The 22,432-nt window shown below is 54.0% G+C and carries 21 protein-coding genes; 20 read left to right on the forward strand and 1 reads right to left on the reverse strand.

The genetic code is table 11. The features are described 5' to 3' along the window. Positions 1–110: 110 nt before the first annotated feature. From traL to traN, 14 genes are all read left to right on the forward strand, one after another. On the forward strand, positions 111–392 hold the full coding sequence (gene traL, locus METAL_RS02995) for a type IV conjugative transfer system protein TraL (protein WP_005369494.1): 282 nt from the start codon (positions 111–113) through the stop codon (positions 390–392). Continuing rightward, positions 389–997 carry a TraE/TraK family type IV conjugative transfer system protein gene (locus METAL_RS03000; protein ID WP_005369496.1) on the forward strand — a complete coding sequence of 203 codons (609 nt, stop codon included), beginning with the start codon at positions 389–391 and terminating at the stop codon, positions 995–997. Before traL ends, METAL_RS03000 begins: the two co-directional genes overlap by 4 nt. Then, on the forward strand, positions 994–1,965 hold the full coding sequence (locus METAL_RS03005) for a TraK domain-containing protein (protein ID WP_005369497.1): 972 nt from the start codon (positions 994–996) through the stop codon (positions 1,963–1,965). Before METAL_RS03000 ends, METAL_RS03005 begins: the two co-directional genes overlap by 4 nt. Further along, on the forward strand, positions 1,965–3,323 hold the full coding sequence (locus METAL_RS03010) for a TraB/VirB10 family protein (RefSeq protein ID WP_005369499.1): 1,359 nt from the start codon (positions 1,965–1,967) through the stop codon (positions 3,321–3,323). Before METAL_RS03005 ends, METAL_RS03010 begins: the two co-directional genes overlap by 1 nt. A gap of 96 nt (positions 3,324–3,419) precedes the next feature. Further along, positions 3,420–4,220: a DsbC family protein gene (locus METAL_RS03015; RefSeq protein WP_245549457.1), complete on the forward strand. Its 801-nt coding sequence runs from the start codon at positions 3,420–3,422 to the stop codon at positions 4,218–4,220. Then, complete coding sequence (locus tag METAL_RS03020) at positions 4,217–4,747, forward strand: TraV family lipoprotein (RefSeq protein WP_005369503.1); 531 nt, start codon at positions 4,217–4,219, stop codon at positions 4,745–4,747. The genes METAL_RS03015 and METAL_RS03020 overlap by 4 nt, the downstream gene beginning before the upstream one ends. A gap of 126 nt (positions 4,748–4,873) precedes the next feature. Continuing rightward, on the forward strand, positions 4,874–5,173 hold the full coding sequence (gene traA, locus METAL_RS03025; protein ID WP_005369504.1) for a TraA family conjugative transfer protein: 300 nt from the start codon (positions 4,874–4,876) through the stop codon (positions 5,171–5,173). 7 nt (positions 5,174–5,180) lie between these two features. Further along, positions 5,181–5,444, forward strand: a complete 264-nt coding sequence (locus tag METAL_RS20380) for an RRXRR domain-containing protein (RefSeq protein WP_005369506.1) — start codon at positions 5,181–5,183, stop codon at positions 5,442–5,444. After that, entirely contained in the window at positions 5,441–7,855 is a 2,415-nt protein-coding gene (gene traC, locus METAL_RS03030) for a type IV secretion system protein TraC (RefSeq protein ID WP_005369507.1), read from the forward strand. The genes METAL_RS20380 and traC overlap by 4 nt, the downstream gene beginning before the upstream one ends. Then, a complete protein-coding gene (locus tag METAL_RS03035; RefSeq protein ID WP_005369508.1) occupies positions 7,845–8,162 on the forward strand; it encodes a hypothetical protein in 318 nt (105 codons plus the stop codon). Before traC ends, METAL_RS03035 begins: the two co-directional genes overlap by 11 nt. A 19-nt stretch (positions 8,163–8,181) precedes the next feature. After that, complete coding sequence (lepB, locus tag METAL_RS03040; RefSeq protein ID WP_005369509.1) at positions 8,182–8,697, forward strand: signal peptidase I; 516 nt, start codon at positions 8,182–8,184, stop codon at positions 8,695–8,697. A gap of 31 nt (positions 8,698–8,728) precedes the next feature. Beyond that, entirely contained in the window at positions 8,729–9,886 is a 1,158-nt protein-coding gene (locus tag METAL_RS03045) for a TrbC family F-type conjugative pilus assembly protein (protein ID WP_245549458.1), read from the forward strand. After that, complete coding sequence (locus METAL_RS03050) at positions 9,883–10,914, forward strand: TraU family protein (protein ID WP_005369511.1); 1,032 nt, start codon at positions 9,883–9,885, stop codon at positions 10,912–10,914. Before METAL_RS03045 ends, METAL_RS03050 begins: the two co-directional genes overlap by 4 nt. A gap of 36 nt (positions 10,915–10,950) precedes the next feature. Further along, on the forward strand, positions 10,951–13,704 hold the full coding sequence (gene traN / locus METAL_RS03055; protein WP_245549459.1) for a conjugal transfer mating pair stabilization protein TraN: 2,754 nt from the start codon (positions 10,951–10,953) through the stop codon (positions 13,702–13,704). Positions 13,705–13,719: 15 nt separating this feature from the next. Here traN and METAL_RS03060 read toward each other — a convergent pair whose 3' ends face one another. Beyond that, positions 13,720–13,995 carry an HU family DNA-binding protein gene (locus tag METAL_RS03060; RefSeq protein ID WP_005369513.1) on the reverse strand — a complete coding sequence of 92 codons (276 nt, stop codon included), beginning with the start codon at positions 13,993–13,995 and terminating at the stop codon, positions 13,720–13,722. A 329-nt stretch (positions 13,996–14,324) separates the two neighbouring features. On the opposite strand from METAL_RS03060, the gene METAL_RS03065 reads away from it, so the two are divergent. The 6 genes from METAL_RS03065 (at position 14,325) to METAL_RS03090 (ending at position 22,432) form a co-directional block, all read left to right on the forward strand. Then, complete coding sequence (locus tag METAL_RS03065) at positions 14,325–16,346, forward strand: AAA family ATPase (RefSeq protein ID WP_005369514.1); 2,022 nt, start codon at positions 14,325–14,327, stop codon at positions 16,344–16,346. 294 nt (positions 16,347–16,640) lie between these two features. After that, positions 16,641–17,453: a hypothetical protein gene (locus METAL_RS03070; protein ID WP_005369516.1), complete on the forward strand. Its 813-nt coding sequence runs from the start codon at positions 16,641–16,643 to the stop codon at positions 17,451–17,453. Between the two features lie 239 nt (positions 17,454–17,692). Next, on the forward strand, positions 17,693–17,989 hold the full coding sequence (locus METAL_RS03075) for a CopG family ribbon-helix-helix protein (RefSeq protein WP_245549460.1): 297 nt from the start codon (positions 17,693–17,695) through the stop codon (positions 17,987–17,989). Continuing rightward, a complete protein-coding gene (locus METAL_RS03080) occupies positions 17,986–18,279 on the forward strand; it encodes a type II toxin-antitoxin system RelE/ParE family toxin (protein ID WP_005369520.1) in 294 nt (97 codons plus the stop codon). The genes METAL_RS03075 and METAL_RS03080 overlap by 4 nt, the downstream gene beginning before the upstream one ends. A 342-nt stretch (positions 18,280–18,621) precedes the next feature. Beyond that, positions 18,622–21,855, forward strand: coding sequence for an ATP-binding protein (locus METAL_RS03085; protein ID WP_005369522.1), 3,234 nt, complete (start codon positions 18,622–18,624; stop codon positions 21,853–21,855). Then, positions 21,848–22,432 (forward strand): DUF7680 family protein, encoded by a 585-nt coding sequence (locus tag METAL_RS03090; protein WP_005369524.1) that lies wholly within the window; start codon positions 21,848–21,850, stop codon positions 22,430–22,432. Before METAL_RS03085 ends, METAL_RS03090 begins: the two co-directional genes overlap by 8 nt.

Here is a 22,432-nt window from a genome sequence, read left to right on the forward strand (position 1 = left end):
CACAAAAAATAGTGCGACGCCCAACAAAAAATCCTCGGCAACGACATTTATTGCCGCCGACGAGGGCTTTCAAATCACCAAAATAGTGATCATCCCTCCCGGAGATCATTATGGAACCCGTTGCCATCCCTAAAACCATCGACGATCCGATTCACCTTTTGCTCTGGAGCGCCGATGAAATCGTGCCTTTCATGGTATGCATGCTCACCGGCATGCTGATCGATCAATTCATTCCCGCTCTGGCCTTTGGCGCCATTGCTGTCAAATTCTACCGGCGCTTTCGTGATAACCGTCCAGATGGTTACACCTTGCATGCGATCTATTGGCTGGGTTTGCTGCCCAGCAAAGCGATCACCATTCCCAATCCCTTTATTCGGCGGTTCTACCCGTGAAGCTTTCGGATTTCCTGCGTACTTGGGAGGGGCACGAGGCCGAGAATCGCTTCAGCCGCATCATCATTCTGGGTTTGCTGGTAATCTGCGTGATTACTTCGTTGGCTGCCTGGCGCACCGAACGCAGCATCATTCTGGTGCCGCCGACCTTGACGAAAGAAGTCGAGGTGACCCGGACGGCGGCTTCCAGCGAGTTCAAGGAGTCCTGGGGCCTGTTTCTGGCCGAGCTGTTGGGTAACACCACACCGGCCAATGCCGATTTCTTAAAAATCGCCATCGAGCCGCTGTTGGCGCCCGAGATCTACCGCACCGTGCTGGATGCGATGACCGATCAGATCAAGGCGATCAAAATGGATCGGGTCGCGATCAGCTTTACACCCCGGCATGTGGATTATGAAGCCGAAACCAACAAGGTCTTTGTCAGCGGCGAACTCAAAAGCCAGGGGCCCAGTTCTAAACCGGACATCAAGCCGCGTACCTACGAATTCATCATCGCCATCAAAAACTACCGGCCGCGCCTGGAGTTCATCGATGTCTATCCTGAAGACCCCAGAACGCTGGAACGCCTGAAAGCCATGCAATCGCCACAGAGAGCAACGCCATGAAAAGTGCCTGTTATCCGCTCGCGTTATTGCTGATCATCAGCATGCCGGTATCCGCCCAGGAATTACCGGCTAACGGGTTAACCTCACCTCCGCATCAAGACAATAAGGCTCTGGAAACCGCGTCCTTGCAGGAGTTGCCAGGTATGGCAACTGATCAGTCTCCACTGCAAGTCGAATTGCCGCCCGTCGATGCCAGTATTCTGAATCCGCCCCCTCAGCAGGCGGCGACTTCCGTCGCGCCGCAAACCCTTCAGGTCAAGCCCGGCATCAACGAGCTGATGCCGATTGCGGTCGGTCATTTGAACCGGCTGGTGACACCGTTCGACAACCCCGTGGTGACCACGACCAGTCAGGCGACCACCAGCACCAAAGGTAAGATCGTCTATGTCGCGACCGCCGATGAAACGCCGGTGACTTTGTACATTACCCCCGGCGACAATCAGGATATCGCGCTCTCGCTGACGCTGATCCCCAAACGGATACCCGCCCGTGAAATCCATCTCAGCCTGGATCAGGAGACTTACAAACGGCTGATGCAGTGGCAGCGGCAAACCAAAGACTCGTCCGATAAACCCACGAACCAGGAACAGGACTACATCACTACCCTGAAGCAGTTGTTTCGCGATCTGGGACTGCAAAAAACGCCCGCCGGGTTTTCATTACGCGATCCGAGTCAATCCGAACAAATCCAGTGTCACCAAGACCGGCTCCGGATTCATACCGGCCAGCTTTTGGAAGGTCAGGATCTGCTGATATTCGTGGGTGTCGCCCGCAACACCGGCGTCGTCCCGATCGAATTCGATGAACGCGCCTGTGCTTCCACCCAGGAAGAGGTCCTGGCCGTGGCCGCCTGGCCGAAAGTGGTGCTGGGACCCGGTGAATCGACCGAACTCTATGTCGCCGTCAGACGAAAAGACGAGGCTGCCATCATGGTCAGACCGTCCTTGCTGAACGGGAGGATGCCTTAATGACCGGTATCGATAAGGGGTGGTCGGCGCTGAGCCCGAATGCCAAACGTCAAGTTGTCGTAGGCAGCATCGGTACCGTGTTGATCGCGACGATCATCGGCTTGGCTTCGGTGTCTCCGGAAGTCGTCAAACCTTCCAGCAAGCAGGCTACGATCCAGCACATTCTTACCGATAGCGATCCCCGCTCGTTGGGCATCGACGGTATTTCCGCCCAGTTACGCGACTTGCTGCAGAAGAACGAAGAGCAGGGCCGCCGTCTCGGGGCGATCGAGGAACAGCAAAAACGTCAGCAACAATCCGATGAGATGCGCTTCAAACAATGGACCCTGGCCGAGCGGGAGGCCTATGACGCCAAGTTGAAAGCCGTCTCCGGTGAACTGGAAGCGCTCAGAAACAAACCGGCAGCGCCGGGGGCTGTGCTTCCGGATACCTGCTCGACAGCGGGTACCGTATTACCCCTGCCCAATACGTCCGATCGGCGATCGAGCGTCACTCACACCACGCCGGACCCCAATGACCTGACTAGCGTTTTCGAACAAGCGGCCATCCCCGGCCCGAATTCGGGCAATCCTGGTCTATCCGGAGGACGTGCGTCTCCGAATGCCCAACCGCAGGCGGTCTTGCAGATTCGCGTGATCAAGGATGACAAGGCGTCACCGTCTGTATCGGAAAGAAAAGCATTGCCTGATCAAAACGCCCGACACAGCGAAGTCTTTATTCCGGCCGGCAGCATTCTGACCGGCGTCTTGTTGAACGGATTGGATGCGCCCACCGGTAAAAAGGCCAAGAAGGAGCCGATGCCGGTGCTGTTCCGGATCAAAAAGGAAGCCATTTTGCCCAATCGCTTCCATGCGGATTTGCGCGAATGCTTCCTGTTGGCCGCCGGCTTCGGTGACTTGAGCGCCGAGCGCGCTTATTTTCGCGGCGAGACGTTTTCCTGCGTGCGTCAGGACGGTGGGGTGATTGAAGTGCCGATGAACGCTTACGCGACCGGCGAGGACGGCAAGAACGGCGTTAGAGGCCGTGTCGTCTCCAAGCAAGGCGCCTTGCTGGCGCAGTCGATGATGGCCGGCTTTCTGCGCGGCTTTTCCGATGCCTTTGGCCGTAACCAGGTTCCGGTGTTGCTGACCGGCGGTCTGGGGAGCCTAGCCGGCACGACGCCGTTTCAAAGCGCCTTTTCCGCCCAGTCGATGGAAGGCGGTGCGCTGAAAGGGGCCGGTTATGCCATGGAGCGCCTCTCGCACTTTTACATGGACATGGCCGAAGAGATTTACCCGGTGATCGAAGTCGATGCCACCCGGCAGGTCAATTTTATCGTGCAAAAAGGCACGGCGCTCAAATTGAAAACGCCGGCCTGATGCAAAAGATGAGCATTTTCTCCATTTATTGTCCGTGTCTGCCTTGAGGCAGCCAGTAAGCTGTTGCCACCATTTCAACCCTTAACGGTCGACCTCATGAATTGTCTTAGCCGATTCGCTTTTTTGTTACTGCTTTGCCCAGGTACGGCCGCGATGGCGGCCGATGCGCCGAAGATTTCACCGGCCGATATCGCCGCCGGCTTGATGTCGGTCAAAATCGATGGCATGCAGGATTTGCCGATTACCGGGCTCAAAATGGTCAAGACCGGCGAGCAGATCGTGTTCATGTCGAGCAACGGCCGCTTTGCGTTGTACGGCGGCAAACTACTCGATGTCTGGACCCAGCAGGAGATCAAGGACCTTCCCGATATTGACCGGATCGCCAGGCGGATTGATCTTTCCCGGATGAAGCTCAATATCGACGATCTGGGCCCTGTCACCGTCGGTCGAGGCAAAGAGGCCGTGCTGATCTTCATCGATCCGCGCTGCCCGTATTGCGGCAAGGTCATGAAAGACCTGCAAGCCTTGCAGGACCGCTATACCTTCAATCTGGTCATGGTGCCGATCCTGGGCCAGGAATCGCAAAACATCGTCGTGCAACTGGCCTGTCAGCAAGCCTCCAAAGATCAAAAAGTTCAGGACAGCGTCCGCCAGCGTCTCCTGAAACAGGAATATGCCGGTCTTCCAACCGATAATCCTGCGTCTTGTAACAAGGAGCCGCTGCAACGGGCGATCGTGACCGCCAAGCTGTTTGGTCTGCCTGGGGTGCCGTTTCTGATCGCTCCGGACGGCCGCACGCACAGTGGCGCGCCCGAATCGCTGGCCGATTGGCTGGAAAACAAACCTGCCATCGTAAAAGCTCCAGCCAACGCCGACAAAACGGAGAAAAAGCCGTGAGCCCGCGCCGGTTGATTCTAACGGTTCTCCTGGGATGGGTCGTCATCCTCAGCACCGGCTGCGCCACGCAATACGGCTGCAAGGGCATGCCGGATGACCCTAAGTGTCTGTCGACCACCGAAGCCTATCAGGTGACTGACAAAGCCTTGCCTGAGCCGCCCAAGCCGGAGCCCCCCCAAGTTGAGGCGGTTAAAGCTGGGGCAATCGCCCCTTTCCCGCGCCACGCCCGGCAACCCGTCCCCAAAATCGAGGATCCCACGCCGATCCGAACCCCGGCTCAGGTCATGCGCATCTGGATCGCGCCCTGGGAAGACAGTGACGGCGACCTGATGGTATCGGGCTATGTGTACACCGAACTGGAACCCCGCCGCTGGATGATCGGTAAAAGCGCCCCGACGGTCAGCCCGTCGCTGATTCCGCTGCAAATCGAGCAGCGTCCTCCGGAAAGGCCGCTAGATCGGGATCAGGCCGTTAGCGAGACCGAAGGCATGCCGTCAGGCACATCCAAGGCACCGAACACGCATTAAACCAACATTCCGCCAATCCTCACCGGGATGGGCGAGAAGCCGCGGGCAACCGCTTGGGCGAGCCGGACATTGGGTCCGAGGCAGGACGGGCAACCGTCTTTTCATTTCCCCATGAGGTCGTTTTTTATGAGATTGTCACGTCAAACGGGCGCGTCGGTGGTCCTGGCATCCCTATTGCTGGTCATGCTGGCGCCCGATGCGCTGGCCGGAGCCGGTGGTACCGAATTCAACAATGTCTGGACGTTGCTCACCGGCTGGGTGGAAGGGCTGCTCGGCCGCATCATCGCCATCGTGTTTGTGATCGTGGGCCTGGTTGCCGGCGTGGTGCGCGGCAGCATTATGGGTTTCGTATTGGGTATTGCCAGTGGCGTCGGCTTGTTTGCCGCCCCGACGATCATTACCAATATCGTCACCGCCACGCTGTGAGTTCGACATGAACGAGATCACCGGAAGCCACTTCCATTCCGAGAGGGCGGCGGGCAACTGTCGAATTTCAACTCGGGTTTCCAACGTGGTGCGGGTGCATGTCGTGGCGAGCGATGGGCGGGTGCTCAATTCCTGTCATCCGGCGCGCGCCCGTGAACTCATCCGCAAAGGGCGCGCTCTGCGACTCAGTCGCCAGCCTTACACGATACGCTTGTTAGAGACGACATCGCAGGAGGCTGAAGCTAACCCTTCGCTGCAGGATGCCTCATGAAACCCTCCCGCATTCATCCGGCCGATTCCCTGTTTTCGGCCTTGGCGTATGATCCCGATCACCAGCTTTTTCTGCTGGCGGACGCGAGCATCGGTTTTGGCTTTATTTGCCGGCCGCTGACCGGCGCCGATCCGAGCGTTTCGGCCCGGGTCAATGTGCTGTTGAATCAGGACTGGCCGACCGAGACCTTGCTGCAGGTGAGTCTCTGGACCTCCCCGGATATTGAGGAATCGTTGGCCATCATGCAGACCCGTCGCCTCAAACAGCAAAAGACGATCTATAAAGCGATGACGCAAGCCAGCATCGATTTTTTACGGCAGGGAACCGGTAAAGCGCCGGAATCGGTTTCCGGGGCGCACCTGCGCCGCAGCCAGGTGATCGTGACCGTCAAGCTGCCCATCGTTAATCCCCGGCCCAGCGAGAATGAATTAGTCAGGGCCGCGGAATTGCAGCGGGCGACCCAACAATCCTTGACCACCATCGGGCTCAATCCTGACGTGCTCGACGCGGATCACTATGTGCGGGTGCTGAATACGGTCCTCAATTGGAATGATGATGCCGGCTGGAAAGACCGCGTCGTTCCTGAATGCGACCCGACGCAACTGATCCGCGACCAGTTGCTGGATTATGACAATGCGCTGGAGACCGACGAGAAGGGCGTTTGGCTGGGCCCCAAGCGGGTCAAAACTTTGTCCGCCAAGCGCACGCCCGATCATTTCTATTTCGGCAGCGCCAAAAGCTATCTCGGCGACATTCTGTCCGGCACGCGCGGCATTCGCCAAAATGCGCTCATCAGCCTGACGCTGCATTACCCGGATGCCGAGTCCACCCGTGCCCGCCAGGAAGGCGTCAGGCAGTTCATCACCAATCAGGTCAATACGCCGATCGCCCGTTTTCTGCCGGCGCTGATCCAGCGCAAGCATAACTTCGATGTGCTGTTCGATGCCTATGGCGACGGTGACCGGCCGATCCGGAGCTATTTCGGCCTGGTGTTGTTCTGCGATGATGGCGAGGAATCCGCGGCGATTTCGAATGCCCGCGTGTATTTCCGGGAACTGGGTTTTCAGCTGTTGGAAGACAAGTATTTTTGTCTGCCGTTCTTTCTCAATTGCCTGCCGTTCGGGGCCGAACGGGCGGCGATACCCGATCTCAAACGCTACCGTACTCTGGCCACCCGGCATGCGATTCCGTTGCTGCCGCTGTTCGGCGATTGGGCCGGCACCGGCACGCCGACGTTGAATTTTGTCTCGCGCAATGGCGAACACATGGCGGTGTCGTTGTTCGACACCACCGGCAACTACAATCTCTGCATCGCCGCCGAATCCGGCAAGGGCAAATCGTTTCTGACCAATGAAATCATCGTCAGCTACCTGACCGAAGGGGCGCAAATCTGGACGATCGATGTCGGCCGCTCCTATGAGAACCTCTGCGAAGTGCTGGAAGGCGATTTCGTCAAATTTACCCACGGCTCGGGGATTTGCATGAATCCTTTCGAAATCGTGCAGAACTTTGAAGAGGAGGCCGACATGCTGGCCGGACTGGTCAGTCAAATGGCCGCGCCCACGGAAAAGCTCAGCGATTTTCAAACGGCGGGCCTGAAGCGTGTTCTGAAAAACCTCTGGACCGAGAAAGCCCAGGCGATGTCGGTCGACGACATCGCGGCCATCCTCTGCCGGGAAGACGATCAACGCCACAGAGATGTCGGCGAGCAGTTGTTTCCGTTCACGAGCCGCGGCGAATATGGTCGTTACTTCAACGGCCGCAACAACGCCCGCTTCAGCAACGATTTCACGGTGCTGGAGCTGGAGGAGCTGAAAGGCCGGAAACATCTGCAGCAGGTCGTGTTACTGCAACTGATTTATCAAATCCAGCAGGAAATGTATCTCGGTGAACGCAACCGTCCCAAGATCGTGATTATCGATGAAGCCTGGGATCTGCTCACCGAGGGCGATGTCGCCAAATTCATGGAGCACGGCTATCGGCGCTTTCGGAAGTACGGCGGCGCCGCGGTCACCATCACCCAGTCGGTCAACGACCTCTACCGCAATGCCGCCGGCCGGGCCATCGTCGAGAACTCGGCGAATATGTATCTGTTGGGTCAGAAAGCCGAAGTCATCGAAGGCATGAAGCAGGACCGGCGGCTGCCGTTGTCGGACGGCGGTTACGAATTGCTCAAGACCGTCCATACCTTGCCGGGCGCGTATTCCGAAATCTTTTTCCTGACCGAGATGGGCTCGGGAATCGGCCGGCTGATCGTCGACCCCTTCAAACGGCTTTTGTTTTCCACCAAGCCGGAAGATGTGCAGGCGCTGAAACAACTGCGCCGCCAGGGCTTGAGCCTGGGCGATGCCATCCAGCAACTGCAAAGCAGCCGTAAATCCAAAGAGAAGGAGGTCTACCATGGCCGCTAAAGCGCAGTGGCTGGGTATCGGCCTCATGGCTTTGGTTTTGGGTCTCATGGGCGGCACGATCGCGGCTTATCAGATGCTGAAAGAACCCTTGCAACGATTGAACCTGATCACCCCGGTTTTTGTGCTGGATCGTGCCCGCTTGATCCAGGCGATTCCGCCGAATGCCACCCCGGAGCAAATGGCCCGCACCGTCGAAGACTGGCAGCGTCTGGCCACCAAGTTGAGTAAGGCGGGTTACCTGGTGCTCGATTCGACGGCCGTGGTCGCGGCACCGGACGATACCTATGTCAGGCCGGAAGGGCAGTGAAGCCATGAGACCAACGTCGATGCTTCGAAACCTTCGGCCCAAAGTTCCGCTCGGGCTGTTTCTGCTGAAAGCCTTGCCGCTTCTGTTCCTGCTGTTGGCCCTGGAGCATTACATCGGCCAGCGGTTTTTGATCGGCGGCGATGATCAGGTCGACCGCTGTTTGCCGGACAAGCGCATTTATCTCATCGATACCTACAACAAGGATATTTGGCGCGGTGATTTGATCGCCTTTCGGGCGGAACGCATGAAGCCGTATTTCAAGGATGGCCAGATCATCGTCAAGATCGCCGTCGGTGTTACTGGCGACCATGTCCAGGTCGATAGCCGTCAAACCCGAATTAATGGCGCCGTCATTATTGAGGGGCTGCCGCTGGCCGAGAAACTCAGAAAACCGCCGTCCATCTTCAAACGCGACGAAACCATCCCGACGGCCGCGTATTGGGTTACGGGTTTAACGCCGAAAAGTTTCGATTCGCGTTACTGGGGATATGTCTATGACCACCAGGTGATTGGGCGGGCTTATGCGATCTTTTAAGCACGCGCGGCAACCACGTTCGGTGCGCTGGATGAGCGGATTCACTATGCTGGCGACTTTGTTGATTCAGAGTCTCGCGCAGGCCGAAGAGGACTGGCTGGCCCGGTCGCAACACATTCTCGAACGTCTGGAAGGACAGCCGCGGCCAGCCTGGCTGAACAGCAATACCCATCAGGCTGAAGCTAACCTGCAAGCATTGGAACTCGTCAACGCCTCAAAATTCAAGGCCCTGGCTGCGATGCCCGATGGGCTGGCAACCCAGCCACAAGGCAAACCGGTACGCGTAATGTTCGTCTCGTTCTCGTTGGGAGACGCGGTGCTCAAGGGCATCTTTGAGGAAGCCTCGGGGCAGGAGGATGTCTTACTGGTCTTCCGAGGACCCAAGCCCGGGCAAAAGCTGCCGGGTTTTTTCGCCGATTTGAAAGCGCTGTTGAAGGACATCGATCCGGTACCGAATATCGTGATCGATCCGACGCGCTTTCAGAAATGGAAAGTGACCACCGTCCCCGAAATCGTCGTCGAGGCGCAGGGCAGGGCGCTGCTTCGGGTCAAGGGCGTGACTAGCCTCGATTGGGTCAAATCGCGTCAGAATACCGGACGCCAGGGCGATCTGGGACGCTTCGGTGAGGTGTATGACATTGCCGAAATCGATTTGCTCGAAGCCATCAAAAGCCGACTCGCTACGCTGGATGGGCCGCGGCTAAAACAGCAGGCTATGGCCCGGTTTTGGCAAAAACGCCAATTCGAAGTGTTGCCGGCGTCTCGGGAAGATCGGGATCGAACCATTGATCTGACCGTCACCGCGCCGCGGGATCTGATCGCCCCCAACGGCAATCTGATCATTCGTGCCGGGCACACCGTCAATCCCCTGGACCAGATGGCGTTTGGGCTGTGTCTGATCGTCTTCGATGCCACCCAACCAGCCCAGCTCGATACCATCAGGCAGTTGTCCTGTCGGGACCAGAACGCACGAATCCTGTATCTTGCAACGCAGCTGTCTCGAGAGGATGGCTGGGAAGGCTTAAAAAGTCTGGAAACAACGCTCGATGCGCCGGTGTATTTGTTGACGCCGGATGTGCGTCAGCGTTTTCAGTTGCAGCAGGTGCCGGCAGTGGTCGAACAGGCCGGCAACCGGATCGTCGTCCGGGAACGCAGAGTCATAAAACCGGCGGGAGGAGCGCGATCATGAAATGGCCGGCTCCAGCATGGCTGTTTGGGCTGCTTTTGAGCCTGGCGGTCGCCAGCCATGCCGAGACGACGAGCAAAGCGGTGGATCCGCTCTGCGCCGATGCCGAGCTGTGGTCCGGCAAACTGATCACCGATATTTGCTGGAGCTGCTTGTTTCCGATTCGTGCGGCCGGTGCGTCGCTGGGTGGCGGCAATGTGCCGAGTATCGCGACCGATCAGAAGTTCTGCTTCTGCACCGATCCTTTGGGGGTGCCGCAATTGGGCATGACCGTCGGGCTATGGAATCCGGCCCGGCTGATCGAAGTGGTCAGAAATCCCTGGTGCTCGCCGGCCTTGGGCGGGCACACGTTCAGCGCCTCGAAAGTGCGTCTGATCGCGACCACCGGCAAGGCCGATTTCGATGCCAGCGAGATGGCGTTTTTCAATTACCACTACTTCGCGTTTCCGCTCACCATTCTGCTCGATCTATTCTGGGACGATCGTTGTAACGCCGACGGCTACCGGGATTTCGATCTGCTGTATGTCTCGGAACTCGACCCCACCTGGAACAGCGACCTGCTGGCGTTTTTCACCAGTCCCGAAACGGCGCTGTTTGCCAATCCGGCGGCCATTGCCGCCTGTGTCGCCGATGCGGCCGCCGCAGCGACCGGCAATCCACTTGATGCCTTGTTCTGGTGTGCCGGCGCCTGGGGGCACATGTATCCCTTGTCCGGGATTTCACCGACCAGCTACGGTACCGATCCCAGAATTTCCAGTTTACTGGCCACCCGGGCGACGGCCGCCTTGCATCGCCGGGGCTTGGCCTGGAAGACCTCGGGGAACGACGCCTTGTGCGGCGGGCTGATTTATCCCTTCATTCCGAAATCCCAATACCGGCTGAGCATGTTTTATCCGGTCGCGGAAACCGAATCCAATCATGCGATTGGCGAAACCACCTTCACCTGGGGAGCAGGGCGCACCTTTCCCGGGCCCGGGGAGGATCATCTATATATCCTGTGGCGCTGGCAGGACTGCTGCGTGGGACTTTAGATGGGTTTGGGAGCGTTTTTTGATCGTCATCTCCGGTTGACGCGCTCGCTCGCCATGACGCTGAGCGTCACCATGGCCTGGACGCCGTTCGCTGTGGCCTGGGCGGATCCCATGCAGGCCGCAGGCAGCGAAGGGCAGCAAACCGGGCAGCAAATTTTGGGGGCCTTTCAGTTTCCAGTCGATGCCGGCGGCGGCACGATGACGCTGAATCCGGGCACGACGCAAGAAAGCTCGATTAATGTCAGTACCCTGTTTCCGGATGCAAACAATGCTAACAGTGTCGCGGCCAACCTCACCAGTCTGTATGGCAATAACCCCGGCACGATCGCCGCCGGTCTCAATGCCCAAACGATTTTGAACGGAGAACCCAGCGCCACCGGCGAAGCCTATCGCACCCTCGTCAACAATGCACATCAATCGCATCCGGACTTACAAAACGACCCGCTCTGGAAGGCCGGCGATCAGGTGTTTGCCGATTTTACGCCGTGGGCAGCGTCGTTTTCGGACTGCACGATCACCACGACCCAAACTACGGCCACGCAGCCGGTTCACATTCCCGACTATCAGTTGTGTTTAAGGCAGCCGGCCGTGCCGCAAAACTGTACTGCGACGCATGAGGTGAAAGTCGAACCGCTGCTCAGCTACGTTTCGGGCAATGGCGGATTGTCCAGTTGCGGGCCGGGCTGTATGGATTTGTATGTCGGTGTGGTCGGCGATAATTACTGGTCGGCCGGCTGCGCCGTATTCAGCTGGCAGGTCACTTATAATGTGCTGCATCCCGAGGCGATTGTCAGCGCTACTTTGGAGGATGTCGAGTTCGACGATCATGCCCGGGTTTACTATGGCGGCAGCCTGATTTATACCGGTTCTACCGGCTGGGGAGGTTCTTGTGAACTCAGCAACAGCTGGGTCGATCATCCCAACAAGGATGTCTCGTATGCGTTTAACAGTACCGGCAACAAGGTCTTTCGGCAGGATACGATGGTCGGCGGCAATGGCGAAGGCTACTCGCGCATCCGCCTTCGTTATGACTTGTCGAAACTGATGACCCAGGACGAGTGGAGCTGGAGCGGTCCGAACTGCCAGAATCTGGCCAGCGCCATTACCGATGGCATTTGCCAGGCGGGCAGCCAGCTCATCTGTACCAACGATCCGGCCAATGCATCCGGATGTTATGTCGATCCGGTCTCGCAAGTGATGATTTGCGAGTCCGATCTGGCCAAGGCGCCGGTGGCCGAGTCCGCAGGGATTCGCAATACCTGCATGAGCATCACCGCGGCCGGACAGTGCGATCTGAACAGCACCGGACAATGCTGGACGGATTCGGCGGGCACCCATTGTCTGTCACCGCCCGACGCGGGCACGCCGAGCACGGCGTGCGCTGATCTGGAAAACCAGGGCTGCGCCTTCATCAAAAGCCAATGCCTGGATACCCTGGCTTCGGGGACCTGCTGGGATAGCGTGGATACCTATGACTGCGGCCAGCAGGCCGGCATTCCCGGCATTCAAAGCCGCACACAACAGCAATGCTCGGGTCCGATCCGTTGCATGGGTGAAGATTGCATGACCGTGAACCGGACGCAAAGTCAGGATTTTACCCAGGCGCTGGCGTTGCTCAATACGGCCCAGCAAATGGCGATGGATTTGAGTTGCGACTATGCCAATGCCGAGCTACAGCAAAAAGATCCCAGTTCCTGCGAGGTATTCAAAGGCGAAGATGCCAGCTGCAAAATGGTCGGCGGCGTGGTGACACTGGTCGATTGTTGCAAAACGCCCGCCGGCAGCATGGGGCTGAGTCAATATATCGATTTGATCCTGGCCACCAGTCAACTGGACAATGCGGTGATGCGCATGGATGCTACCTCTGCGGTCAGAGGGGTTTGGGAAACCCTGCGGACGCCCTTTTCCGTGGCAGGGGATGCCTGGAACAGTTTCCAGGCGGATTTCGCCTCGACCGTCAATGATCTGGTCGGCACCGACATGCTCAGCACCACCGATATTGCTTCGCAGGGTTTGCTGGATTCATTGAAAGGCGAATTGATGAAAACAGTGGCGGAATGGATCGGCAGCACCTTTGGTGAAGCGGCCGGCAATGCGCTGTTCAGTGCCGGTGGGCAAGTGGCGTTTGATTCCTTGGGCAATCTGACGCCGGCCGCACAATCGGGCGGCGTTCAACTGGGTGGCGGAGCGGCATTTGCAGGGACGATGTTAAGCACGCTGATGGCCGCCTATACCGCGGTCATGATCGCGATCATGATCATCCAGATCGTCTGGTCGTGCGAGATTCCGGAATACGAGCTGGCGGCAAAGAAACAGTTGAAAGTCTGTAAGGACTTGGGTACCTACTGCGACAGCAAGGACCCGATTACCGGGCTCTGTTTGATCCGTAAGGAAAGCTACTGCTGCTACAACACGCCGCTGGCAAGGATCCTGAACGAACAAATCAAACCGCAACTGGGTATGGGCTTTGGTACCGCTGAAGCGCCCGAGTGTACCGGCATCAAAGTCGAGGATCTGGATAAAGTCGATTGGAACCAGGTCAATCTGGACGAATGGCTGGGACTCCTGGCGCAAACCCACCATTTACCGACGGCGGAAAATGCCGCTTCAATGCTCAATCTCGACCAATTGACCGGCACGGGCAGCCGACTCAATCCGCAACGGTATGGCGCCGCCACCGGCAACCGGCAAGACACCTTGACCCGCACCCAGGGCCGCATGACCGAGCTGGATGTTCCCACGGTCAAACGGCAATCGGAACTGGAAGGCTGGGGCATGGGGCCGCAGTAACCGGCCCCGAGACGATCAAGCGTTGACCGCGTCTTTCAATCCTTTGCCGGGTTTGAAGGAAGGGGTTTTTGCAGCGGCAATCGTAATGGCAGCGCCGGTTTGCGGATTACGGCCAGTGCGTTCCGCTCTTTCTTTAACTTCAAAAGAGCCAAAGCCGACCAATGCAATCGAGTCACCGGTTTTCAAGACAGATTCGATGGTTTTGGTTAAACCTTCCAGCGCCCGGCCTGCGTCGGCTTTGGTCAGGTTGGCGTGGTTGGCGATGGCATCGATGAGTTCGGATTTGTTCATATCAATGTTCCTGTGGGCGGTAATTAAAAGCGATACGGAGTTTAAAGAGTTGATAATAGTTGATTTCATAGAAATTAATGAAGATCTCTATACAATTGGCCTTTGTTAGCTAAACAATCTCAAAAACGGCCGTTTATCAGAGGTCAAAGACCAACCAAAAGCCGACGGCTATCATAGACTTCCAATTACTGTCTTTCTAGAAAACAGCCATTCAAGATTTTAATTGGAGCAATACTTAATTTGTATGCCGTATAGAGCTCGACTACAGGCTCTTGTTTTCTGCTGAATTGCCCATAGTTATTATCATTTAAATTAACAAAGGGGGCATCATGCGGCTAGAATCATTTCGAGTATGGAACTATCGCTCAATCAATGATAGCGGAGAGATTGCCGTCTCTCGTATCACATCCCTCTTGGGTCGAAACGAAAGCGGTAAGTCAAATCTGTTGCGGGCGCTGCATAGCCTTAATCCAATCGATGGGTTTGAACCGCTGAAGCCCATAAAGGACTTTCCTCGACACAGGCGTTTAGAAGAGTGCAAGGAGGATACCCCGGTCTTGTCCACGACTTGGATATTAGACGATGATGATAAAGAGACTTTACTTGAGAAGCTTCCTCGGGCGACAGAGATATTTAAAGTCATTATCGACCGAAGCTACGGAATAAATAGAACAGTAAGTTTCCCTGAACTTAAGTCAATACATTTCGACGATGCCTTGATCAAGAACAAGGTGAAAAAGGTGGCAGCAGCGGTTCGCGCCGCAGCCCAGAAGCATGAGAATACCAGTTTGGATACAGCAGCTGATGCTTTTGAAGCGGCGGCATCTGTTACAACAGTGTGTGAGACTTGGGCTACTCAGGCCGCGGTAGCAGCCAAGTCTCTGCGAACCGCTCTGGCTGGGGTAGATGCTGAGTTGACTGATAAGCAGGAGGAGATGCTCTCTGAGCTCGAAGATCTAGCCAATAGCATCGCGTCAGACAAAGATGCTCTGCAAAATGCCAAGAGCTGGGTCATCAGCTCCATTCCCAAATTTATCTATTTGGAAGAATATCCAGAACTTAAAGGATACCAAGACATTTCCACCTTCCTTCAACGAAAATCGCAAAATCAGAAAAACGAGGCAGATAAGAACTTTGAGAAACTCTGTAAGGTCGCAGGGCTGAATCCGGAAAGACTGCAAGAGCACCTCAGTCAAAACGATCACGAGACTCGAAATCAACTTGCAAACCGCGCCAGTGCGGTCGTCACTGCTGAGATAAAGCGCTTATGGAAGGATCGTCCGCTCAAAATTCGGTTTAATCTAGATGCCCAACACCTCGAAACAATTATCTCTGACCCGACTAGTACCTACGACGTTGAGGTTAATCTCAACGAAAGAAGCCGCGGTTTCCAATGGTTCTTTGCTTTCTACATCACGTTCTCGGCCGATACGGACGGAGGCAGAGCCGAAAACGCCGTGCTCCTGCTGGATGAGCCCGGACTGTATCTGCACGCAAGATCCCAGTCTGACCTGCTGCGGCATTTCGAAGACGACTTCTCTAATCAGATCATCTACACTACCCACTCCCCGTTCATGGTGCCTACACATGCACTCGATTCAGTGCGCACGGTCAATATTGCGGAAGACACGGGGACTACTGTAACGAACGATCCGGCGGGAGACGCTAGAACATTATTTCCGCTCCAAGCGGCACTCGGTTACGATCTGGCTCAAAGCCTTTTTATCGGCCACAACAATCTCGTCGTCGAAGGTGTCACCGACTTCTGGATCTTGAGCGCGGTCAGCGCCTATCTGTCAGAGAAGGGCAGGACGACACTCCACCCAGAACTCACATTGACTCCCGCCGGAGGCGCTCAGAAGGTTTCCTACATGGTCGCACTGCTAACGTCTGAGTCCCTCAATGTGCTTGTTCTTCTAGACACCGAGCGTGATTCTAAGACAACCAAAGAGGAACTGTTGAAGGCGAAGCTCATCCGCGACCAAAACGTCGTTTTCGTTTCGGAGGCGTTCGTTTCCCCACCAAAGGAGGCCGACATCGAAGACTTGATGGACACTGCGGTTTACGAGTCCCTCGTACAAGAGAGCTACCGCACCGAGCTAAACGGCAAGACGTTGCAACTCAATGCGAACATTCCACGGCTTGCTAAACGTATTGAATCTGGCCTAAGCGAACTCGGGATTCCATTCCACAAAACTCGGCCAACGCGCTTGTTTCTCAAGAAGATGGCGTCAGAGCCAGAGAATGTATTACCGGAACAGAGCCTTGAGAAGTTCGAAGCTCTCTTCGCATTGATCAATGAGCGGCTGGATAAGCAGCTTGTAAGGGTATCCAAACCTTTCGAAGGCTAAAGAGGCAAAAGTGCCCAACCCTGTTTCTCTACATCAAGGGGGGAGCAAGCGGTCGTGTCACCAGCTGACGTTGGGCATACAGAAATCTTTTAAGGCGAAGTTTTCGGTTGAAGTGCCTTCCCTGCATGATTTAGCGCACAGGTTCGGCCTTTGCTCCCGGGAAAAATTTCCCCTGTTTTCAATGTTGGGAAAAGATGTTGTACGGCAGAGCAAAACTAACATGCGGCAAAGATCTGCCGGCCAAAAGACCTATCTGTGGCAAAATCAGCATGAGGAATCCTTTACCATAACTCTATGAGACCAGAAAGAAACTTAGAAGCTATCTCAAAAGTCATGGCTGCCGATCTGCGCGGCGACTCAATGAGCCTCAGGAAACCGCTTTATATTGAGCAGAATGCCTTTGACATTGCCCTTGACACCCCGATTTTCCGTATCGCTGTAATTGATGATCTTCTGGATGATATTGAGAATAAATGTCTGACGCATACAAGAATAGGCCCCATGATCTGGGGGGACCCGGCCGAAAACCCTCTGCTCGAAAAGAGATTCCCTGAGGAGGTTACTGGATGCGAATTATCGCTGGAGCCACTCATAGAAGATCTTTTCGGCGTTTGTTGGTCTCTCTTCCCTAGTGCAACGCCCGAGATGTGGTCCTATTATTCTTATGGTCGTGAATCAATACGTATTCAATCAACACCGAAGAAACTTCTTGAAGGAGTGATGGATTTACGAAATCCTTATTTCATGCTGCAGCACTTCATCGGTAAGATCGAGTACGTAACTGAGGCAGAGTTCGACACCTTTTACGAAGATCAGGATTTCACGAAATACCTAGATAGTCTCGGGCAGCGCATTGTGCTTTCCGTATTGAAATTGCCGGACGATGCTTCGGCAGAAGAAGAAGTCAGACTTGTGTACAGACTGGAAAGAAACCAAGAGTGGGTTAAAAACAATGTAAAAATCAAAGGAGACGGTCACATAGCAGTTCCTTTTTGTTGGGATAACGTAATTGATGGCATAGTAACAAACTGTACGTCTTCAACACGCGATTTGCTAGAGGCTAAACTCCATGATTTCGGTATCGATACTGCTTTGGGGCCCCGTTGAATGGCTGATTTTTAGGAAGTGCTCTAAAGTTTTAGGCGAGCAGTCGACAATCGACAGGTCCAAACGGCGGCTGGTGAAACGACTGCTTGCTCTACCCCTGTGTTCAAAAAGCGCGTAAACGCAGGCAGTCTTCTCCGAAGCGGATCGGCGCCGGTTATGAAGTTAGATAGGTTTAAGCTGTGCGACGCCAAGAGGAAAAAGGGTATCAATCCAGCTAGAGAATATATAAAGGATGCGCTATGATTGCAAACGAACCACAAAGAACCGGAGAATTGCTCATGGCTACAGAAGCATTTACTGTCAGAGCTGAATCAGAGCTCGTCCACCAACTGGATCATTTGGCCGACTCATTGGACAGATCGCGTAATTATTTAGTCAACCAGGCACTCAAAGAGTACCTGGAGCACCACGCCTGGCAGATTGAGAAAATCACCCAAGGCATTGCCGCTGCAGATCGTGGCGAATTAGTCGCGCATGATGATGTCATGCGTGAAATGGAGGACTTGATCGCGAGCAAAGCCAAAGGCAACCTGTGAAAGTCGTCTGGACCGAACCGGCACGCCAGGATTTACGCCAAATCTTTGAGTACATAGCTGAGGACAGCCCCAAGGCTGCGAGCAAATTACTGTCCATAATCCAAGAACGCGCAGTTTTACTGCAAGACAATCCCCACATGGGCCGAATGGGGCGCGTCGACGGAACGCGGGAATTAGTGATTGCAGGAACCACGTATATTCTGCCTTATCGCGTGAAAGATAACCAAATTCAGATCTTGGCGGTTTTTCATGAGGCGAGACAATGGCCAGAGACTTTCGAACTTAATTAGGGAAGTATAAAAATGGTTCACGGAAGCTCTACTAAAATTAAACATCAATCAACAGCACCCTAACCCAGTAAGGATGCCATAGCGTGGATCGTTCCCAATGCCAAAAACGCGAAGGAAAGCCAATTTGACCACTGCTTTACCTCAGCCGCCGACATCGAAATCCAAATCGCTAAACATGTCTTTCCGAAGTAATCCATGTTCATTGGACAGAAATCCAAGGATTCATGATTGGTGCCAATTGAGTGTTAGAAAGAACGACCCTGAAAAAAAACAGAAATTTCTTAGTGTTGTAGCATTGCTTTAGGACACCAAGTTTTAAATACCCTATTAATGGAGTCAAATGTGCAGTCAATTTTAAGAACATGTGAGCCACGTAAAGACATTATAGAAGGTTCGTTTAACCCTGAAATCTTCACGGCCTCCATCAGTCAGGTAGCGTCTGCATATTCTGGACAAGGAAGCGCGATAGATTCAATTTACACTGATGCTGAAGCCTTCTTTCGTGAAGCTACTTTCCCAACAGAAGGTTTGCGTCGGGTAGTTCGCGATGTGATGGGCAGATTGAATGGCGATAGTAGTAAACCAGCCATTCATCGTTTGGAAACGGCCTTTGGTGGTGGTAAAACTCACACGTTAATTGCATTAACCCACCTAGGTCACCGAGGTACAGATATTGCTGCGGCTGCTGCGGATGTAGTAGACAGAAGCATTCTACAACCGGCTGGCAGCATTGATGTAGTTGCAATCGCTTGTGATGAAATGCCGGTCATTGCGCCAAGCGGTGACAAGATCCTGGCCTATACCCTTTGGGGCGAGATGGCGATTAAACTGGGAGGTGAAAGCTTTTATAAGGATTACTTGAAAGAGGCCACGTCCAATGCATTCCCCGGTCAATACTTTCTTGAGCGCATGTTCGATGGTCGCAAAGTCCTTATTATGCTCGATGAGCTTGCCCAGTACGCAACCCGCTACGAAGCATCCCACATTGGGGGGGGCGAACAAATTAGCGCATTTCTAATGGCTCTACTTGGATATGCCAGAACTCATCATGGTATCAGCGTGGTAATGACTTTGGCCAGCCAAAGCGATGCTTTCCAAGGTCAAACCGGCATGTTGCAAGGTATCTTGTCTTCAACCCTCGGACGTAACGTCGATGAAGAAGAAGCAGCTGCTCTTGCACAGCGTGCCAGTCAAAGCATTATGAGCGTGGTTAAACGCGATGCCACAACAACGGTACCGGTCAGGCCAACTGAAATTTCTCGCGTATTAGCGCGTCGCTTGTTCACATCAATCAATGAACTAGAAGCAGAAGAAACTGCGGCTGCTTACATGGAAATGTACAAGCGAAGTGGCGCACAATTACCCGATTCAGCCACTCGCGACGATTACCAAAAATCAATCGCTGCAAATTACCCTTTTCACCCAAGCTTCATTGCCTATTTGACCAATAAATTGGCAGCATCTGAAAGTTTTCAGGGTACTCGCGGCGTATTGCGCGTACTTGCTATGGCCATACGGACGATCTGGCAACAACGTATGGATATTCAGCTGATTCATACCAACCACCTGAATATGGCTAATCCTGATCTGGCAGACGAGTTGATTGGGCGAACCGGAGCTAATGATCTTATCACCGTTCTCAATGCCGATGTCGGAGGTGCTGACTCCAACAATCTTGAAATGGGCATATCTGTTGCGCAAAAGCTGGATCGTTCTAATCCGCACCCACAAGGCTTACCATTATTCGAATGGACTTGGAAAGCCGTCTTCTTGCACAGTCTTGTTGGCCGGGGCGAAGGATTGTCATCAAATGTTTTCGGTATAACATTCGCTGATGCATTGCTTGAAGTTGCCATGCCCAATGTGCCGCCGTCACAAGTAGAAACAGCTTTAAAGGCAATCGCCAATGAAGCTTATTATCTGCGCACAAGAGATGGCCGTTACTACGCTCATACAGATCCAACTGAAGCACGTATCGTTTCAACGATCAAGCAAGGCCTGAATCCAGACGATGTGAGCGAACAATTAACCATTGTTGCGCGTAAAGTCGTCAGCCATAACAGCCCAACCTTCCAAGTCGCACAAGATGTATCAGCGCCGGATAATATACCCGATCGTTCTGGACGACCGGTCTTGGCGATCATACGCCTGGATGCTAATAAAATCGATCCGAGCGAAATGATCACAACGTCAGGCAATGGTCAGCCTCGACTTGAACAAAACAATGTTTTCATGTTGGTACCTGAAACCGTACACATTGCCGGCGATACTTGGAGCGAAGATCGCGTCAAGAAGTCAATGTATCGCAAAGATCGTTTAAATGATTTGGCTAGAACCGTGATTGCCATGCGTCGTCTGCAAAATAAACCAGAAGATTACGGCATGTCGGCAACTAAACTGCAAGATAGTGGGTTTACCGCCAAGCTAAGGGAACGAGAGCAGGCTTTGCTAACGTCAGTGGCTCAAGCGTATGACACTATCCTTTTTTCAGGTGCTTCTGGTCAAGTGTCTCAAAAAAGTATCAAACAAGCAGGCGGCGAAGGCGGTGCTTCCGTTGATGAAGAAATTCGTCGGGTTCTGATCGACGAGGGAGAGCTTATTACCACGGATGCGGCAAGCACTCAGGGAATGTTGCTGCAACTAGGAAAGCTGATTTTTGACAATATTGGTCAAACGCCCTCGGTGGAACAGATTAAAAACCAGTTTAATCAAAATCGCCGTTGGCCTATCCTCGAAAACCCGCGCGTACTTGAACAAATCATTCGTAGTGGCGTGGAAAAAGGGCAATGGTGTCTTTACCGATTGGAATCAACAGAATCAACAAAGCCAGAACATTTCTATAGCCGAGAAACTGGAGGTATACCGGTCGATTTAAATCTGGCTGAAAGTGGTTGGAAACTGGTTTCAGAACCGGGAGCCAAGCAACGCGGTTGGAATCCGGAGGCCGAGCCCGCTGTTGATCAGGTTAAGCAATGGGTTGAGCAGGTCATGGCTCAAGAAACCTGCAGCAAAGTGAGCGATGTCATTGAAAAAGTACAGGAGCAGCATGGTAGTGTGAAGAATGCTACGGTACTTGAAGCGGTAGATAGCATTGTACAAAGTGGCCGCATTTTCACGTATGAAGTTAGGGAGCCGGGTGACGAAGAACACCCAAATCTGATCTATGGCTCCGGCGCTATGTTCCACCAAACTCAAGAAGACGATATGTTGGTCACGCCGGCAGCAGCGGCGGAAAAGGGATGGATCAAGCCTGAAGACACGCGTTTTACCAAACAAGGACACGGACTTGCCGTAACGCTGCATAAGCAGCTAAGTAAGCTCAGTTCACTGTACAGCAGAGGAGCAACAACGCAACCTGATATCCTCCGATTATCTATGCTGGAACTCCCTGATGGTGGCAAGCTAAACCTCGATTTAATCAAAGCCACTCCAAAAGACATGAAGGCATTGAGCGAATTGTTTGAGGTATTGGCCAACCTCACTTCAATCGGTGAAGACAGTCAAGCTATGATTGATATTCAGAACCCGCTCGACGACTGCGCATTCTTTAATTTAGTGAAACAAGCTGATGAGTAAAAAAACAAAGCTCTCCGAGTCTTATGACAAAACCCTGAAAAACCTGTGGCGAACTGCACCGTTTGTTTTACGCATTACCGAACTGGCCGAATATCCTGGCGTCGTACTGGTCGTTAAGGAAAGGGTCGATAAAGAAACCGGCGCTAAAGGAAAAATGCTGGGCTGCCTACAAGATCGCGGTGCCTTATATGGCGAAAATCTTAAAATCCTGCAACCCCGCATCAAAGCGATTCTTGAATCTGTGGTCGACGAAGGCGGCGTCCCACTGGAACTGCAACGCTTTATTAGCCAAGAAGGGCTCAAGCTTAGGGATAATCTGCCCTTGGACGAGGAAGCAGGCGCCAAATTGGCGTTAATTTTCAAGCTACAATCCAGACTTCACAACCCGGATCGTCTGGAATTGCTGGCTAGGCGTGTGCAACGTTTCAGCCGGGAAGAAGCTGCTTACTGGTTAGGTAGAACCACCCACTACGGCGCGGATGCGAACCGCTGGGCCGAGGCGGGCCTGCGAACTATGTTGTGTGGAACGACTAATAACGATGCGGGCATTGAGCGTCTGCTGAACAAATTAAGGTAG

Source organism: Methylomicrobium album BG8 (assembly GCF_000214275.2).
Classification (GTDB): domain Bacteria; phylum Pseudomonadota; class Gammaproteobacteria; order Methylococcales; family Methylomonadaceae; genus Methylomicrobium; species Methylomicrobium agile.